Source organism: Mycobacterium conspicuum, from assembly GCF_010730195.1.
Classification (GTDB): domain Bacteria; phylum Actinomycetota; class Actinomycetes; order Mycobacteriales; family Mycobacteriaceae; genus Mycobacterium; species Mycobacterium conspicuum.
In genome coordinates this window covers 3,492,386-3,508,561 of record NZ_AP022613.1, presented here as the reverse complement: position 1 = coordinate 3,508,561, position 16,176 = coordinate 3,492,386, and the positions used below count along the sequence as shown (strand labels likewise).

Genomic DNA, 16,176 nt, shown 5'->3' with positions numbered 1-16,176 from the left:
GGCTAGCTTCGTCGAAAAGCTATGTGCCCACGGCCTGCTCGTCGTCGGACGTCTGCTCGCCCGCCTTTTCTTTGGCGTGCTTGAGTACGGCTTCGTTGAATTCCTTGTCCTTGGCCGCTTGTTCTTCGATGTCTTTATCGTCGATCCTGTCGGCGTTGGCCTTGGCGGCCGGGGCGTCCTCGTCGGTGGCGGATTTGGGGTTGCCGTCGTCGTCCAGCCAGTTGCCCACGGCGGTTCCGGAGACAGCCCCGCCCGTGCCGGGCAGTATCAGCGTCGGCCGATCTTCATAGGCCTCCATCATTTCGGCGGCCTTCGCGTTGTCGTCTTCGTCCGGTTCCGGCTTTTCGGTCGGCGTTTCCCGAGAATTGCCGCCGTCTGGTTCCGTCACTTGCTTGGCCTCGTCGTTGCCTTGCTCGCCCATGCTCTGGTCCCCCTCGTGGAGTTGCGATATGAGCCGACCCCGGATCAGGTCTACCCACTGGGGTGCAACGCCGAAACTCCGGTCACCGCGATCCGTCCTTGACCAGGACCAGCGAGGCGAGTGGGATCCGCATTGGCTCCGGCGCACCCGACAGCCGGCGCGCGATGCCGGCCTCGAGCCGCTGGATGAATTCGGCCGCCCGCGGGTCATCGGCCCCGCGATCCAGCATGGCCACCAAAGTGGGGAAGAGGGCGGCCCGCGCGAACGCTGCCCATCGCGCCCCGAAAGCCTCTGCGTCGCCATCCGATTGGAACGTTTCCCAGAATCGATCGTCTGCGTTGAAGATCTCGAGGTGCTCGATCGTCAAACCCTCGAAGCGGCCGGTGGGGGAGAACGGCGCGCGAAAGTCCTTCTCGTCGCGGGCGAAAACAGGAAATGCCATGCGCCGCAACTCATCTCGATGTAGCAGGCCGTCACTGACCTGATCGTTGAGCGTCGCAACCAGCGCGTCGTTCATGGCGCGGTAACCGAATTCGCCGTTTTCGTCGAGGGCCATCGTGAGCACCACCAGCCGGCCGTCGGGAGCCAACTCCCGGCCGCGGAACGCCACGAAGTCATTCCAGTCGGTGGCGGCCTGACGGGCGTACGCGGCGCGGGCCTCCGCGTTCTTGCTGTAGGCGACCTGCACGTGGTCGTCGAATTCGGGTGCTCCGGCGGGGATCCGGCTCAGCCACTGCACCGCCCACGACGACCAGCCGAGGTTGACGGTGCGCGACGGCAGGATCTGGCCGTAAAACGAGCGGCCGATCGCCGACGGAAAACTCGCGCGATCGTGCTGCAGGTAGCTGTCTTGGTCGTCGGCCAGGGTCCGGAACAAGGCGGTGAAATCGTTGTTTGGTACATCGGTGTGCGCCACCAGGATTGCGTGGTCGCGACTCGTGCGCCGTCGAAGTGCACCGATCGCCGCAGACATCGGCTTGAGCGAGTTGTAGCCGGTCGCGGCGCCATAGTCGGCGACGACGATCGGCTGCGGCGGTGTGGGCAGCGGGACCTCGGCGGCGGCGCGTTCGAACAGCGCGACCGCGGGTAACAATCCGGCGGCCTGCAGCCGTGAGGACGCGGTGTAGGTCGCGCTCTCCATCGGCTCCGGCCGCACCACGATGCTTGATTCGGGCATGGTGGAACGATAAACGCTGCGGCAGTCCTCAGCTCGGGTAGCGGACACCGGTGAGTTGTTCGGAAAGCTCCCACAGTCGCCGGCAGTCCTCGTCGTTGCGGGCACGCGCGGGCACCTTGGCCGGTGCCACACCGCCACCGGCCAGTTCGTAGAAGCCGCTGGGCCCGTAGAAGGCGCCGCCCTCGGCCTGCGGCGTCGCGGCCGCGTACACGGCGGGCAGGATTCCCTCGTCGATCTCCTGCCACAGGAACGGCGCGAAACGCCAGGACGTCTTGTACAACCGCTCCATGAGCGCCGGCTTCTCCCGGCCGTGCGACGGCCCGCTGATCTGCAGGTTGGTTTTGGTCAGGCCCGGGTGCGCGGCGTTGGACATGATGCCCCAGCCGCCCGCGCGGCTGCGCCGGTCCAATTCCAGCGCGAACATCAGCACGGCCAGCTTCGACTGGCCGTAGGCGGACATGGCCGCGTACGACTTCTCGAATTGCGGGTCGTCGAAGTGGATCTTGCCGCTTTGGCGGGCCGCCAGGCTGCTCAGTGACACGACCCGCGCGCCGTCGGCGGCGCGCAACAGCGGCAGCAGGTGGCCCGTGAGCGCGAAGTGTCCGAGATGGTTACTGCCGAACTGCAATTCGAAGCCGTCGGAGGTGGTGTCGCGTTCCGGCGGCGTCATCACCCCGGCGTTGTTGATCAGGATGTTGATGGGTCGTCCCTCGGCGTTGAACTCTTCGCCCAGGGCGGCGACGGACGCCAGTGACGACAGGTCGAGGGACTTGATGGTCAATTTGGCGTCGGGCACCGTCCGCCGGATCTCCTCGATCGCCGCGTCGCCCTTGGCGCGATTGCGTATCGCCATGACGACGTCGGCGCCGGCGGCGGACAGCCGTCGGGCCAGCCCGAACCCCAGACCGCTGTTGGCCCCCGTGATGACGACCAGCTTCCCCGACAGGTCGGGCACGGTGGCGACGAGATCGTTGGCCATGCGTATCACTCCTTCTTCGGTGTGGGTCCTGTCCAAGTGTGCTCTTTGCGTCATCGCCTGGGAACGCTGGCACGGCCTGGCCCGCAGTGACACACTGCGTGGGTGACAAGCAGGCGGCTGGTGAAAATGGCGCTGTCCGCTGCCGTCGTGATGATGGTCGTGTCGGTGGGCGGCTTCATCACCACCTTGGTGCTCAACGCGTTCTTCCTGGACAAATACAACGCCTACGGCGAGGTGCCGATCCCGGGGGCGGGGCGTCTGCATCTGCCCGCCGGCGAAGTCACGATCAGCCTGCACACCGTGGTGATCGGCGGCCCCAACGGCGGCGGCCTGCCGGTGCCGCCGCTCGGGGTGACGATCAAGCCGCCCGACGGGGTGGCCCAACCGGTGGTCACCGAGAACATCGGCAGCACGACGACGGTCAACAACGACTCGCACGTGCGCGTGTGGGTGGCGCAGATTCCCGCTGACGCCACCTACGACATCACGACGGACGGGCAGGTCAACGGGTACATCACCCCGCAGTTGGCGTTCGGTCACAGCAGCTCGTACGGCTACCTCGTGTGGGTGTTCGTCGCGATTTTCGTTGCGGGCCTTGTTATTTCGATTCTGTCGGGCGTGTGGCTGTCCCGCACCCGGCGCAGAGCCGTGGTGTCGGCCTACGCGCCGGTGGTCTTCCCCACCGTCGACGTGCAGCCCAGCTACGCTGCCCCGGTGCCCAGCGACGAGGACATCAGGCTGGAGCGACTCAAAACGCTTGCGTCATTGCGGGATTCCGGCGCGCTCACCGAGGAAGAGTTCCAGGCCGAGAAGCGCCGGATCCTGGGCGGCGGCTAGGCGCGAGGGGCTAGTGGCCGCGGGCGACCCATTCTTCGTAGTGGACGATCTCGTCGCCGATGATGGTGCTGTCGCCGTGGCCGGTGTGCACGATGGTCTCGGCCGGCAACTTGCCCAGCCGCTCTGAGATCGAGTGCAGGATCGTCGGAAAGTCCGAATAGGAGCGGCCGGTTGCGCCCGGTCCGCCGGAGAACAACGTATCGCCGCTGAACACGACGCCGAGGTCGTGGATGTACCAGCACGCCGATCCAGGGGAGTGGCCCGGGGTGTGCAGCGCGCGCAACTCGGTGCCGGCGACGGTCAGCGTCTCGCCGTCGGAAATGGCGCGAAAGTCCTTGTCCGGGTGGGTCATTCGCCACAGCACCTCGTCGGCGGGGTGCAGCAGCACCGGGGCGTCGAGCGTCGTACCGAGTTCGGGGGCGACGGTCACGTGGTCGTTGTGCCCGTGCGTGCAGACCACCGCGACCACATGGCGGCCAGCGACGGCCTCGACGATCGGGGCGGCGTCGTGCGCGGCGTCGAACACCACGACGTTGGAATTGTCGCCGACCAGCCAGATGTTGTTGTCGACTTCCCAACTGCCGCCGTCGAGTTCGAAGGTGCCGTGCGTGATGACGCGATCGATGTCCACCATTACAGGACTACCACCGAACGCAGCACCTTGCCGTCGTGCATCTTGTGGAACGCCTCTTCGACGTCGCCGAGCCCGATGCGCTCGGAGACGAACTTGTCCAACGGGAGACGGCCCTGCAGATGCAGCTCGATCAGGGTGGGGAAGTCGCGCTCGGGCAGGCAGTCGCCGTACCAGGACGACTTCAACGAGCCGCCGTGGGAGAAGAAGTCCACCAGCGGCATGTCCAGGCGCATGTCGGGGGTGGGAACGCCGACCAGGACCACGGTTCCGGCCAGATCGCGCGCGTAGAAGGCCTGCTTCCAGGTTTCCGGGCGGCCGACCGCGTCGATCACCACATCGACGCCGAAGCCGTCGGTGAGGTCCTGGATGGTTTTGACGGGGTCGAATTCGCGGGCGTTGACGGTGTGGGTGGCGCCGAATTTGCGGGCCCAGTCCAGCTTGGTGTTGTCGGTGTCGACGGCGATGATCCGCCGGGCGCCCACGAGCGCGGCCCCGGCGACCGCGGCGTCGCCCACGCCGCCGCAGCCGATCACCGCGACGGTGTCGTCGCGGGTCACCCCGCCGGTGTTGATCGCCGCCCCCAGCCCGGCCATCACCCCGCAGCCCAGCAGGCCGGCCACGGCCGGGTCGACCTGGGGATCGACCTTGGTGCATTGGCCCGCGGCCACCAGCGTCTTGTCGGCGAAGGCCCCGATGCCCAGAGCCGGGGTGAGCTCGGTGCCGTCGGTCAGCGTCATTTTCTGCTCGGCGTTGAAGGTGTCAAAGCACAACTGCGGCCGGCCGCGCTTGCAGGCCCGGCACTGCCCGCACACCGCGCGCCAGTTCAGGATCACGAAGTCGCCCGGCGCCACGGAGGTCACTCCCGGGCCGACGGCCTCGACCGTGCCCGCGGCCTCGTGGCCCAACAGGAACGGATACTCGTCGTTGATGCCGCCCTCGCGGTAGGTCAGATCGGTGTGGCACACCCCGCACGCCGCGATGTCGACGACGGCCTCGCCCGGCCCGGGGTCGGGGACGACGATGTCCACCAGCTCCACGGGCGCACCCTTTTTCCGTGAAATCACTCCGCGCACTGTCTGACTCATGGCCTACAACCTACGGTGTAGCGTCGCTGAACATGACGACGGCAGCCGAGACCGCCGAGGAATTCACCGGACGAATGGTCGCGGCCATCGACGGCGCGAGCCTCGCACTCCTGTTGAGCATCGGACACCAGACCGGCCTTTTCGACACGATGGCCGGACTGCCGCCCGCCACCAGCGCGCAGATCGCCGAGGCCGCCGGACTCAACGAGCGTTACGTCCGGGAGTGGCTGGCCGGCGTGACCACCGCGCACGTCGTCGACTATGACGCCGACACCGCCACCTACTCGCTGCCCGCGCACCGGGCGGCGGTGCTGACCCGCGCCGCCGGACCGCACAACCTGGCGTTGGTGGCTTTGTTCCTTCCGCAACTCGGCGAGGTCGAGCAGAAAATCATCGGATGCTTCCGCGAGGGCGGCGGCCTGCCCTACAGCGAATTCCCGCGCTTCCACGCGCTGATGGCCGAGCAGAGCGCCGCGGTGTTCGACATCGCGCTGGTCGACGTCGTGCTGCCGTTGGCCGAGGGTCTGCCGGAACGGCTGCGGGCCGGGGCCGACGTGGCCGATTTCGGCTGCGGCAGCGGACACGCGATCAACGTGATGGCACAGGCGTTTCCGGCGAGCCGCTTCACCGGCATCGACTTCTCCGAACAGGCGATCGCGGCCGGCGCCGCCGAGGCGGCCCGCCTCGGCCTGACCAACGCGGCCTTCGAGGCACACAATTTGACCGAGCTGGACAAGACGGACGCCTACGACGTGATCACCGTGTTCGACGCGATCCACGATCAGGCGCAGCCGGCGCGCGTCTTGGAGAACATCTACCGCGCGCTGCGGCCCGGCGGCGTCTTCCTGATGGCCGACATCAAGGCATCCAGCCGGCTCGAGGAGAACGTCGACGTCCCGATGAGCACCTACCTCTACACCGTCTCGCTGATGCACTGCATGACGGTGTCCCTGGCGCTGGACGGCGTCGGACTTGGCACGGCGTGGGGAACCCAGCTGGCCACCTCGATGCTCGGCGACGCGGGATTCGCCGATGTCCGGGTGGTCGAGGTCGAGTCCGACCCGATCAACAGCTACTACATCGCCAGGAAGTGACGCCCGCGCTGGACGCCCTCGCGGACTGGCCGGTAACCAATGCGGCCGCCGCCGTCGTCGGGCCCGCCGGGATCCTGGCCACCCACGGCGACATCCAGCGGCAGTTCGCGCTGGCCTCGGTCACCAAGCCGCTGGTGGCCCGGGCGGTGCAGATCGCCGTCGAGGAAGGGGTGCTCGAGCTCGACACCCCGGCGGGCCCGCCGGGGGCCACGGTGCGCCACCTGCTGGCGCACGCGTCGGGTGTGGCACTGCAATCCGGCAAGGTACTGGCCAAGCCGGGCACCCGCCGGATCTACTCGAACTACGGCTTCACCCTGCTGGCCGAGGCCGTCCAGCGCGAGTCGGGCATCGAATTCGGCGGCTACCTGGCCGAAGCGGTATGCGAACCGCTGCGCATGACGTCGACCCGGCTGGACGGCGGCGCCGAGGCGGCCGGTTTCGGCGCGACCTCCACGGTTGCGGATCTGGCGGCGTTCGCCGGTGACCTGCTGCGACCGTCGACCGTCTCGGCCGGCATGCACGCCGACGCGACCACGGTGCAGTTTCCCGGTCTGGACGGCGTGCTTCCGGGATACGGCGTGCAGCGGCCCAACGATTGGGGGCTGGGCTTCGAGATCCGGGACGCGAAATCGCCGCACTGGACCGGCACCCGCAACTCGGCCTCGACATACGGGCATTTCGGCCAATCAGGCACGTTTATCTGGGTCGATGCCGAGGCGGACCTGGCGTTGGTGGTGCTCACCGACCGCGATTTCGGGCAGTGGGCGCTCGAAATCTGGCCGGCAATTTCCGACGCGGTGATCGCCGAAAAATTTGCACTCTAGCGCAACAGGGGTCTCACAAGGCACAATAGACACGCACGGCACAAAAATCACAACTACACGCATCCTGCACGCAGTTTGCCCTTGGGTTTTACCAGGTCGTTGGGGAAGACGTCCCTCGTGGAACTGAAGGAGCAAAAGATGCGAGCGTCGAATCAATTCGCCGACGCCACGGCAGGCGTGGTGTACGTGCACGCCTCACCGGCCGCGGTGTGCCCGCATGTCGAGTGGGCGTTGTCGTCGACCCTGCAAGCCAAGGCGAACCTGGTGTGGACCCCGCAGCCGGCGATGCCCGGCCAGCTGCGCGCGGTGACGAACTGGATCGGGCCGGTCGGCACCGGCGCCCGGTTGGCCAACGCGCTGCGCTCCTGGTCGGTGCTGCGGTTCGAGGTCACCGAGGACCCCAGCCCCGGAGTCGACGGTCAGCGGTTCTGCCACACCCCGCAGCTGGGGCTGTGGAGCGGGTCGATGAGCGCCAACGGCGACATCATGGTCGGGGAAATGCGGCTGCGGTCGATGATGGCGCAGGGCGCCGACACGCTGGCCGCCGAACTCGATTCGGTACTGGGAACGGCCTGGGACGAAGCGCTCGAGGTGTACCGCGACGGCGGCGATGCGGGCGAGGTGACCTGGCTCAGCCGCGGCGTCGGTTAGATCACCGGCGGGCTGTAAGGCGTTGCGGTGAGCGGCATTTCGACGCTGCCCTTGCACGCGCCGCTCACGATGTCGGTGTGAAACACGCCGGTGAGCGCGCCGTTGGGGCCGGGCGTCAGCACCGCGGTCGAGCGGGCCGGGTCGCGTTCCACCCGGCCGCCGGCGACCGGGCAGTCGTATTTGGAGGTCGTTTGCTCGATCCACTGCGACCCGTTCCAGGTGTAGGGACCTGACTGCTGCGCGTACAGGCTGGGGGAGGCGGGCGCGTCGCTGACCTTGGCGACGCAACCGCCGGTGGAGCAACTCGAGGTGAACGAGTATTTGGCCCACTGCGCCGGTTCGGGCATCCGGGCCGCCGCGCTGGTGCCGGTCTTCTGGTTGGCGGAGAACGTCACCATGTAGTGCCCGTCCAGGGCCGAACCCGTACCGGCGAAGGCCGCCGGAGCGAGCCATAACGAGCAGCTCACGGCCGCTCCCGCCACGGCGATGAGTCCGGTCCTGCGGTGTCCCAGCATCGTTCCTCCTGTGAGGTATTGATGCCAAGATGTCGTCTTCGGTGGCCGAAGTGTTACACCGCCGTGATCAGCGGTTTGGCCGCAGGATCTGCAACGCGCGCGGCACGGCGGAAATCTCGGCGGGCAGCAGGCACGCGAAGTCGCCGTCGGCGTAGACGTTGATGCCCGGGCACTCCACTTGGACGGATCGGGCGCGCGCCGTGCTCACCTCGTCGAGCTCGACGTGGGTGCCCTTCATGACGGTGGGAAACAGCCGGACCAGTTTGGTCCGCGAATCCGAGTGCGCCATGGTGATGTCGAGCAGTCCGTCGGAGCGATCGGCGTTCGGACAGATCAGCAGCCCGCCACCATAGCTTCGGGTGTTGCCGAAGGCCGCAAGCGTGATGTCGGCGTCGATCTCTTTGGTGCCGTCGAGCACCATCCGGAACGGCAACAGCCGCAATTGCGAGAGTTCGGCGAGCATCGCCAGGTAGTAGCGCAGCCGCCCGTGCGGCCAGCGCATCCGGTTGGCGCGATCGGTCACCAGCGAATCGAATCCGGCCGCGGCCACGGTGCCGAACCATTTATCGGTCCCGTCGTCGCCCCGAATCCGGCCCAGGTCAATGGTTTCCGTGAAGCCGTCGATGATGATGTCGGCTGCGGCCTCGGGATCCGTTGTGGGAATGGCGAATTCACGAGCGTGGTCGTTGCCGGTGCCCGCCGGAATGATGCCCAGCGGAACGTCGGTACCCGCCAGCACCTGCAGCGCGTTGGAGATGACGCCGTCGCCGCCGGTGACCATGACCGCGTCTGTGCCCTTCTCCAGTGCCGCGCCGACCAGATGACGCGCGTCTTCGGCTGAGTCGCCGATGATTTCGACGACCTCCACACCGCGCCGGTGCAGCCGGGCGATCGCGGTCTGCGCCGCCGCGATGGCCGCGCCGTGCCCCGACACCGGATTGGTCAGCGCGGCGACCTTGCCGATCTCGCGCCGGCTCAGGTCGCTCACGGAATCAGCTTGCCGGGGTTGAGAATTCCGGCCGGGTCCAGCGTCGTCTTGATTGCCCGCAACAGCTGCACGCCCAGATCGCCGACCTCGTCGCGCATCCAGGCGCGATGGTCGGCGCCGACCGCATGGTGGTGGGTGATGGTTCCGCCGGTGGCCATGATCGCATCGCAGGCGGCTTTCTTGGCGGCCCACCACTGTTCGATCGGGTTGCCGCGCTGGCCGGCGACGACGGTGAAGTACAGCGAAGCGCCCGTGGGGTACACGTGCGAAATGTGGCACATCACCAGCGCCGGCGTGCCCGATTCGGCCAACGAGGTCGTCAGCGCCTCGGTCACGGCGGCCTTCAGCGCGTCGAGGTTCGACCAGTCCGTGGCGGTCTCGAGGGTTTCGCAGAGCGCGCCCACGGCCAGCAGCGAGTCGCGCAGGTACGGGGCGGCGAACCGGCCGCGTTCCCAGGCCTGCGCGGGCGCCTCGCCCAGCGACGTTCCGCCGTGCGCCTGCAGCACCGCGCGCGTTTCGGCCTGCCGGCTCTCGGTGTGGTCCTTGGTGCCCTCGAACAGGGTCAGCCCCAGGCAGCCGCCGGTGATCTGGCTTTCCCCGATCGCCTCGGTGGTGGCGAGGTTAACCCCCGTCTCGGCCTCGTCGGAGAGCCGGACCACGGTGGGCCCGGTGCCGATTTGGGTCACGGCCCGCAAAGCCGCTGCCCCGGTGGCGAAGTCGGGGAACGACCACGCCTCGTAACGGGTGGTTTCCGGTGCTCGGTGCACCCGTAGGCGCACCTTGGTGATGACGCCGAAGACGCCCTCGGAGCCGATCGCCAGCTGGCGTAGGTCAGGGCCGGCCGCCGACGCGGCGACCCGTCCGAGGTCCAGCGTGCCGGCCGGGGTGATCATGCGCAGCCCCAGGATCATGTCGTTGAACCGCCCGTAACCGGCCGAATCCTGGCCCGACGACCGAGTCGCGGCGAAACCCCCGATGGTGGCGAACTCGAAGCTCTGCGGGAAGTGGCCGAGCGAAAAGCCGCGCGCGCCGAGCAGGCGTTCGGCGTCCGGTCCGGTGACACCGGCACCCAACTCCGCCACGCCGGACACCTCGTCCAGGGACAGCAGCTGGTCGAAGCGCCTGAGGTCCAGGGAGATTACGGAACCGAACTGCCCGCGGGTGGGATCGAGTCCACCGGTGACGCTGGTGCCGCCGCCGAACGCGACGACGGCGATGCCGCGCTCGGAGCAGTGCCGCAGGATCGCGGCGACCTCTTCGTCGGTGCCGGGGAGCAACACCGCGTCGGGCGCATCCTGGGCGGGCTCCTTGCGCCGCAGCAGGTCGGGGGTGGACTTGCCGCCGGCGCGCAGCAGTCGGTCCCGATCCGCGGTGCGCACGAAGGCGGCGCCGACGATCGCGGCCAGCGCATCGTGATCGGCCTGCGACAACGCCGACGGCCTCAGCGTGACCTGGTCGGGCCGCAGTTCGCCGGCGTCGGAGTCCTCCAGGCCCACCACCTGCTTGAGCAAGGAACGGATCCCTTCGGAGAGGGGTTTGGCGGCGGCGGGATCTCCCCACGCGTTCCATTTCATCGGGGGAAGGAGTTGCTCAGTGCCGGAATCCTGCGTCATGCGTTACAGTATTACATATGATGTCAACAAGTAACGCAGTCTTGGACACCGGGGAGCGGATTTTGCAGGCCGCGGCGAGTTGTGTGATCGATTTCGGGGTGGATCGCGTGACGCTGGCCGAGATCGCCCGGCGCGCGCGGGTGAGCCGTCCGACGGTGTACCGGCGCTGGCCGGACACCCCGTCGATCATGTCGGCGCTGCTGACCAGCCACATCACCGAGGTGACGCGCGAAGTGCCGGTGGACGGCAGCGACCGGGACGCGTTGGTCAAGCAGGTGGTCGCGGTGGCCGACCGGCTGCGGCGCGACGAGCTGGTGATGTCGGTGCTGCACTCGCAGCTGGCCAGGGTCTACATCACCGAGCGGCTGGGCACCAGCCAGCAGTTCCTGATCGAGGCGCTCGCGGCCCGGCTGGCGGTGGCGCAGCGATCGGGCAGCGTCCGCGCCGGCGACCCGCGGCGCATGGCGACCATGGTGTTGTTGATCGCGCAGTCGACCATTCAGTCCGCCGACATCGTCCGGCCCATCCTCGACTCCGAAGCGCTGGCCGCCGAACTCACCCACGCCCTGAACGGATACCTGTCGTGAACTCCACCGCCCTTAACGCCGCGCGCCGCACCGCCGAGCTGAGCGCGCTGGCCGACGGCGAAGCCCTCGACGTGCTCGTCATCGGCGGCGGCATCACCGGCGTCGGCATCGCCCTGGACGCGGCATCGCGCGGGCTGCGGGTCGCGCTCGTGGAAAAGCACGATCTGGCATTCGGCACCAGCCGCTGGAGTTCCAAACTGGTGCACGGCGGCCTGCGCTACCTGGCGACCGGCAACGTCGGAATCGCACGGCGAAGCGCCATCGAGCGCGGAATCCTGATGACCCGCAACGCTCCTCATCTGGTTCATGCGATGCCGCAACTGGTTCCGCTACTGCCGTCGATGAATCACACCAAGCGTGCGCTGGTGCGCGCCGGGTTCCTCGCGGGCGACGCGTTGCGGATGCTCGCCGGGACCCCGGCGTCCGCCCTGCCCAGATCCCGCCGGGTCTCCGCGCAGCGCGTCGTGCAGATGGCTCCCACCGTGCGACGCGACGGGCTCGCGGGTGGATTGCTCGCCTACGACGGGCAATTGATCGACGACGCCCGATTGGTGGTTGCGGTGGCGCGCACCGCGGCCCAGCACGGCGCGCGGATCCTGACCTACGTGGCCGCCTCGGAGGCGACCGATACGTCGGTGCGGTTGACCGATCAGCGCAGCGGTGAGTCATTCGACGTGTCGGCCGGTGCGGTCATCAACGCGGCGGGTGTGTGGGCCGGAGAGATCGACGGCTCGTTGAAGTTACGGCCCAGCCGCGGGACCCATCTGGTGTTCGACGCCGCTGCGTTTGGGAATCCTGTTGCAGCGCTGACCATTCCGATTCCCGGCGAGCTGAACCGCTTCGTGTTCGCGATGCCCGAGCAGCTGGGCCGGGTCTATCTCGGGCTGACCGACGAGGATGCGCCCGGGCCGATTCCCGATGTGCCAGAGCCGTCTTCGGCCGAGATCGCGTTTCTGCTGGAGACGGTGAACACCGCGTTGGGAAGCGCGCTTGGCCCCGAGGATGTCATCGGCTCCTACGCGGGTTTGCGGCCGCTGATCGACACCGGGGAGGGACGCACCGCCGACGTGTCGCGCGACCACGCCGTGTTCGAATCACCGTCGGGCGCCCTCAGTGTGGTCGGCGGCAAACTGACCGAGTACCGCTACATGGCCGAGGACGTGTTGAATCGCGCCATCGACCTGCGGCGGCTGCGCGCCGGGCAGTGCCGGACCCGCAACCTGCCGCTGATCGGAGCACCGGCCAACCCCGGGGCAGACGTCCCGCCGCTGCCCGGCCTGCCCGAATCGCTGGTTGCGCGCTACGGCGCCGAGGCGCCCAATGTCCTGGCCGCCGCGAGCTGTGAGCGCCCCGCCGACCCGGTCGCCGAGGGCGTCGACGTGACGCGGGCGGAGTTCCAATACGCGGTGACCCACGAGGGCGCGCTGGACGTCGGCGACATCCTCGATCGGCGGACGCGGATCGGTCTGGTGGCGCGCGATCGCGAGCGGGCTGTGGGCGTGGCCCAGGAGTTCATCGACTAGGGCGTTTCGCCGATGTCCTCGTACCACAGGGCACGGTTCTCCGCGATGAAGTCCGACATCATTGCGGTGCAGCGCGGGTCGTCGAGCAGGGTGATCGCGACCCCGTGTTCGGCCAGCCACTCGTGCCCGCCGCGCAGCGTTTCGGCCTCGCCGATCACCACCGCGCCGATGTTGAACTGGCGCACCAGGCCACTGCAATACCAGCACGGCGTCAGGGTGGTGACCATGATGGTCGAGCGGTAGTCGCGTTGTCTGCCCGCCGCCCGAAATGCGTCAACCTCGGCGTGCAACGACGGATCCCCTTGTTGCACACGGCGATTGCGGCCGCGACCGAGCAGCGCGCCGTCGGTGGTGAACAGTGCGGCCCCGATCGGGACGCCGCCCTCCGCCAGCCCGGCGCGGGCTTCTTCGATGGCGACTTCCAGCATCGCCTGTGCCGAGAGGGGTCCGTGATTGTCATCCACAGCCGCGAGCGTAACGCTGCGGCGACTTTTTTCGCAGTAGGGAGGCGACTACAGCGGGATGTTCTTGTGGCGGCCGCGCCGAGCCGGCGCCTCGGCCAGCGCCTCGGTGAGCTTGCTGCGGGTGTGCGCCGGGTCGATCTTCTCGTCGACGACGCCGATCTCGATGGCGCTGTCGACGCCACCGGCGATCTTTTCGTGCTCGGCGGCCAGCTGGTCGTGCAGCGCTTCGCGCTCTTCCTCGGACGCGGCGGCCAGCTTCTTCTTGTGCAGGATGCCCACCGCCGCCTTGGCGCCCATGACGGCGACCTCGGCGTCCGGCCACGCGAACACCTTGGTGGCGTTGAGCGAACGCGAGTTCATCGCAATGTAGGCCCCGCCGTAGGTCTTTCGGGTGACCAGCGTGACGCGCGGAACGGTGCACTCGCCGAAGGCGTGCAGCAGCTTGGCGCCGCGGCGCACCACGCCGCCCCACTCCTGGTCGACACCGGGCAGGTAGCCCGGAACGTCGACGATCACCACCAGCGGGATACCAAACGCGTCGCAAAGCCGCACGAAACGCGCTGCCTTCTCGGCGCTTTCGGAGTTCAAGCAGCCACCCAGGCGCAGTGGGTTGTTCGCCAGCACGCCGACCGTGCGGCCGGACAGCCGGCCCAGCCCGACCACCATCGACGGCGCCCAGTTGGCCTGGAATTCGTCGAAGGGCGTGTCCGAGTCCAGGATCGCGGTCACGATCGGATGCACGTCGTACGCCCGCCGCGCGGATTCGGGCAGCAGCGCGTGGATGTCGGTGTCGCCGGCCTCGGCCTTGCTGCGGTCGAAAAGCCCTTGCTGGCAAAACAATCCGACCAACCGGCGACCGCGCTCGTAGGCGTCGGGCTCGTCGTCGGCGACGATGTGGCACACGCCCGACTTCTTGTGGTGGGTCTCCGGACCACCAAGCGACGCCATGTCGACGTCCTCACCGGTGACGCTGCGGACCACGTCGGGCCCGGTGACGAACACTCGGCTTTCCGGCGCCATCACGATGACGTCGGTCAGCGCCGGTCCGTAGGCGGCGCCGCCGGCGGCGAAGCCCACGACCACCGAGACCTGCGGGATGTAGCCCGACGCCCGGATCATCGCCTCGAACACCGTCCCGACCGCGTGCAGCGCCTTGACGCCTTCGGCGAGCCGGGCGCCACCGGAGTGCCAGATGCCCACGATCGGGCTCTGCTCCTCGATGGCGGTGTCGTAGGCGTTCACGATGTGCCGGCAGCCCTCGATGCCCATCGCGCCGCCCATTACGGTTCCGTCCGTACAGAATCCGATGGTCCTCACCCCGTTCACGGTGCCGGCCGCGGCCAGCACTCCAGAGCGGTCCCGCTCGTGCAGCAGTTCGACGCTGTCGTCATCGAAGAAGTTACGGAGACGCAGGAGCGGGTCACGGGGGTCGAGCGATTCGCCAACCTCCGAGGGGGCCATCGTTGTCATCTCAGGTCTCCTGTTTTCTGGGGTGATGCTAGGAGGGTCAGTAGCGACCAAAAGCGATCGCTACGTTGTGACCGCCGAAGCCGAATGAGTTGTTGATCGCGTATTGGTAATTACCGGGCCGCGGCTTGCCTGCCACGACATCCAGGTCGATCTCTGGATCGAGGTTTACAAGATTGAGGGTGGGCGGAATCACCTGATCCCGCAACGCAAGTACGGTCAGGATCGATTCGACCGCGCCGACCGCGCCCACCGAGTGGCCGAGGGCGGACTTGGGCGCGTACACGGCGGGTTTGTGGCCGCCGAGGGCGTTGTTGATGGCCCTGCCTTCGGCCACGTCGCCGACCTGGGTGCCGGTGGCGTGGGCGTTGACGTGGTCGATGTCGGCCGGGGTCAGGCCCGCCAGTTGGATCGAGCGCGACATCGCGTGCCCGGCGCGTTCCCCGTTGGGGTCCGGCGCAACCATGTGGAAGCCGTCCGAGGTGATGCTGGCTCCCATGATCCGGGCCACGATGTTGGCGCCACGCGCCTTCGCGTGCTCCTCGGTTTCGATCGTCATGAGGGCGCCGGCCTCGCCGAACACGAAGCCGTCCCGGTCCTTGTCGAACGGGCGGCACGCTCCGGCGGGGTCGTCGTTGTTGGTGGACATGACGATGCGCATGTTGGCGAAGCCGGCGATCGGGACCGCCTCGATCCGGGTTTCCACGCCACCGCAGATGGCCATGTCGGCCTCACCGAGGACGATCTGCTGCCACGCACGAGCGATGGCCTCGCACCCGGACGCGCAGGCCGAAACCGACGTCAACACACCGGCCTTGGCCTGCCGTTCCAGCCCGATCGCGGCAGCCGCACCGTTGGGCATGTACTTCTGCACCGTCAGCGGGGACACCGCTCGCAGGCCGCGCTCGCGCATTTCGTCGTAGCTGAAGACCAGTTCCTCGGCCGAGCCCAGGCCGGTGCCGATGGACACCAGCAATCGATTGGTGTCAACCTCGGGTGCGCCGATGTCGTCCCACAACCGCCGGCTCAAAACGGTGGACATCCGCTGCAGGTATGCCGTGCGACGCAGTTCGACCTTGGTGAGGTGATGGTCGAATTCTTCCAAGAGGTGCCCGCCGATGCGGACCGGCAGATTGAATTCCTCGACGAACGGGTCTTCCAGCGTGCGAATCCCACTTTGGCCGTCCAACAACAACTTCCACGTGTTGTCGACATCGGTCGCCAGCGCGGTCGTCATGGTCATGCCGGTGACGACGACGTTGGGTAGCGCTTTCCCCGTAACCAGTTCAGACATGGGTCCTGCGAAAGTTCCTTCCG

The 16,176-nt window shown here is 67.9% G+C and carries 17 protein-coding genes; 6 read left to right on the top strand and 11 right to left on the bottom strand.

The features are described from left to right. Positions 1-19 precede the first annotated feature (19 nt). The 3 genes from G6N66_RS16210 to G6N66_RS16200 form a co-directional block, all read right to left on the bottom strand. Positions 20-301: a hypothetical protein gene (locus G6N66_RS16210; protein ID WP_232079523.1), complete on the bottom strand. Its 282-nt coding sequence runs from the start codon at positions 299-301 to the stop codon at positions 20-22. 202 nt (positions 302-503) lie between these two features. Further along, positions 504-1,598 carry a class I SAM-dependent methyltransferase gene (locus G6N66_RS16205; RefSeq protein ID WP_085231111.1) on the bottom strand — a complete coding sequence of 365 codons (1,095 nt, stop codon included), beginning with the start codon at positions 1,596-1,598 and terminating at the stop codon, positions 504-506. A 28-nt stretch (positions 1,599-1,626) separates the two neighbouring features. Further along, complete coding sequence (locus tag G6N66_RS16200) at positions 1,627-2,577, bottom strand: SDR family oxidoreductase (protein WP_085231110.1); 951 nt, start codon at positions 2,575-2,577, stop codon at positions 1,627-1,629. Between the two features lie 102 nt (positions 2,578-2,679). Between G6N66_RS16200 and G6N66_RS16195 the strand changes: the two genes are divergently transcribed. Beyond that, a complete protein-coding gene (locus G6N66_RS16195; RefSeq protein WP_085231109.1) occupies positions 2,680-3,414 on the top strand; it encodes an SHOCT domain-containing protein in 735 nt (244 codons plus the stop codon). 10 nt (positions 3,415-3,424) lie between these two features. Here the strand turns inward: G6N66_RS16195 and G6N66_RS16190 are convergent, their stop codons facing one another. Both G6N66_RS16190 and G6N66_RS16185 read right to left on the bottom strand, forming a co-directional pair. Next, complete coding sequence (locus tag G6N66_RS16190) at positions 3,425-4,048, bottom strand: MBL fold metallo-hydrolase (RefSeq protein ID WP_085231108.1); 624 nt, start codon at positions 4,046-4,048, stop codon at positions 3,425-3,427. Next, positions 4,048-5,133, bottom strand: a complete 1,086-nt coding sequence (locus G6N66_RS16185) for an S-(hydroxymethyl)mycothiol dehydrogenase (protein WP_085231107.1) — start codon at positions 5,131-5,133, stop codon at positions 4,048-4,050. The genes G6N66_RS16190 and G6N66_RS16185 overlap by 1 nt, the downstream gene beginning before the upstream one ends. A 32-nt stretch (positions 5,134-5,165) precedes the next feature. Between G6N66_RS16185 and G6N66_RS16180 the strand changes: the two genes are divergently transcribed. The 3 genes from G6N66_RS16180 (at position 5,166) to G6N66_RS16170 (ending at position 7,702) form a co-directional block, all read left to right on the top strand. Further along, positions 5,166-6,227: a class I SAM-dependent methyltransferase gene (locus G6N66_RS16180; protein ID WP_085231106.1), complete on the top strand. Its 1,062-nt coding sequence runs from the start codon at positions 5,166-5,168 to the stop codon at positions 6,225-6,227. Continuing rightward, the gene (locus tag G6N66_RS16175) at positions 6,224-7,051 is read left to right on the top strand and encodes a serine hydrolase domain-containing protein (protein WP_085231105.1); all 828 of its coding nucleotides are present in this window, start codon (positions 6,224-6,226) and stop codon (positions 7,049-7,051) included. The genes G6N66_RS16180 and G6N66_RS16175 overlap by 4 nt, the downstream gene beginning before the upstream one ends. 138 nt (positions 7,052-7,189) lie before the next feature. Continuing rightward, positions 7,190-7,702 (top strand): DUF3145 domain-containing protein, encoded by a 513-nt coding sequence (locus G6N66_RS16170; RefSeq protein ID WP_085231264.1) that lies wholly within the window; start codon positions 7,190-7,192, stop codon positions 7,700-7,702. On the opposite strand, the gene G6N66_RS16165 is transcribed toward G6N66_RS16170, so the two are convergent. The 3 genes from G6N66_RS16165 to G6N66_RS16155 form a co-directional block, all read right to left on the bottom strand. Beyond that, positions 7,699-8,217: an Rv2253 family sensor-like surface protein gene (locus G6N66_RS16165; protein WP_085231104.1), complete on the bottom strand. Its 519-nt coding sequence runs from the start codon at positions 8,215-8,217 to the stop codon at positions 7,699-7,701. The two genes, G6N66_RS16170 and G6N66_RS16165, sit on opposite strands and share 4 nt — an antisense overlap. A gap of 67 nt (positions 8,218-8,284) precedes the next feature. After that, a complete protein-coding gene (locus G6N66_RS16160; protein ID WP_085231103.1) occupies positions 8,285-9,205 on the bottom strand; it encodes a diacylglycerol kinase in 921 nt (306 codons plus the stop codon). Beyond that, positions 9,202-10,779 carry an FAD-binding oxidoreductase gene (locus tag G6N66_RS16155; RefSeq protein ID WP_085231262.1) on the bottom strand — a complete coding sequence of 526 codons (1,578 nt, stop codon included), beginning with the start codon at positions 10,777-10,779 and terminating at the stop codon, positions 9,202-9,204. The genes G6N66_RS16160 and G6N66_RS16155 overlap by 4 nt, the downstream gene beginning before the upstream one ends. 56 nt (positions 10,780-10,835) lie before the next feature. Here G6N66_RS16155 and G6N66_RS16150 point away from each other — a divergent pair, with 56 nt between their 5' ends. Beyond that, entirely contained in the window at positions 10,836-11,405 is a 570-nt protein-coding gene (locus G6N66_RS16150; protein ID WP_085231263.1) for a TetR/AcrR family transcriptional regulator, read from the top strand. Then, entirely contained in the window at positions 11,393-12,928 is a 1,536-nt protein-coding gene (locus tag G6N66_RS16145; RefSeq protein WP_085231261.1) for a glycerol-3-phosphate dehydrogenase/oxidase, read from the top strand. The genes G6N66_RS16150 and G6N66_RS16145 overlap by 13 nt, the downstream gene beginning before the upstream one ends. Here the strand turns inward: G6N66_RS16145 and G6N66_RS16140 are convergent. The 3 genes from G6N66_RS16140 to kasB form a co-directional block, all read right to left on the bottom strand. Next, the gene (locus G6N66_RS16140; RefSeq protein WP_085231260.1) at positions 12,925-13,356 is read right to left on the bottom strand and encodes a nucleoside deaminase; all 432 of its coding nucleotides are present in this window, start codon (positions 13,354-13,356) and stop codon (positions 12,925-12,927) included. The two genes, G6N66_RS16145 and G6N66_RS16140, sit on opposite strands and share 4 nt — an antisense overlap. An 84-nt stretch (positions 13,357-13,440) precedes the next feature. Beyond that, positions 13,441-14,862, bottom strand: a complete 1,422-nt coding sequence (locus G6N66_RS16135; RefSeq protein WP_085231102.1) for an acyl-CoA carboxylase subunit beta — start codon at positions 14,860-14,862, stop codon at positions 13,441-13,443. A 37-nt stretch (positions 14,863-14,899) separates the two neighbouring features. Further along, positions 14,900-16,153 carry a 3-oxoacyl-ACP synthase KasB gene (gene kasB, locus G6N66_RS16130; protein WP_085231101.1) on the bottom strand — a complete coding sequence of 418 codons (1,254 nt, stop codon included), beginning with the start codon at positions 16,151-16,153 and terminating at the stop codon, positions 14,900-14,902. Between the last annotated feature and the right edge of the window lie 23 nt (positions 16,154-16,176).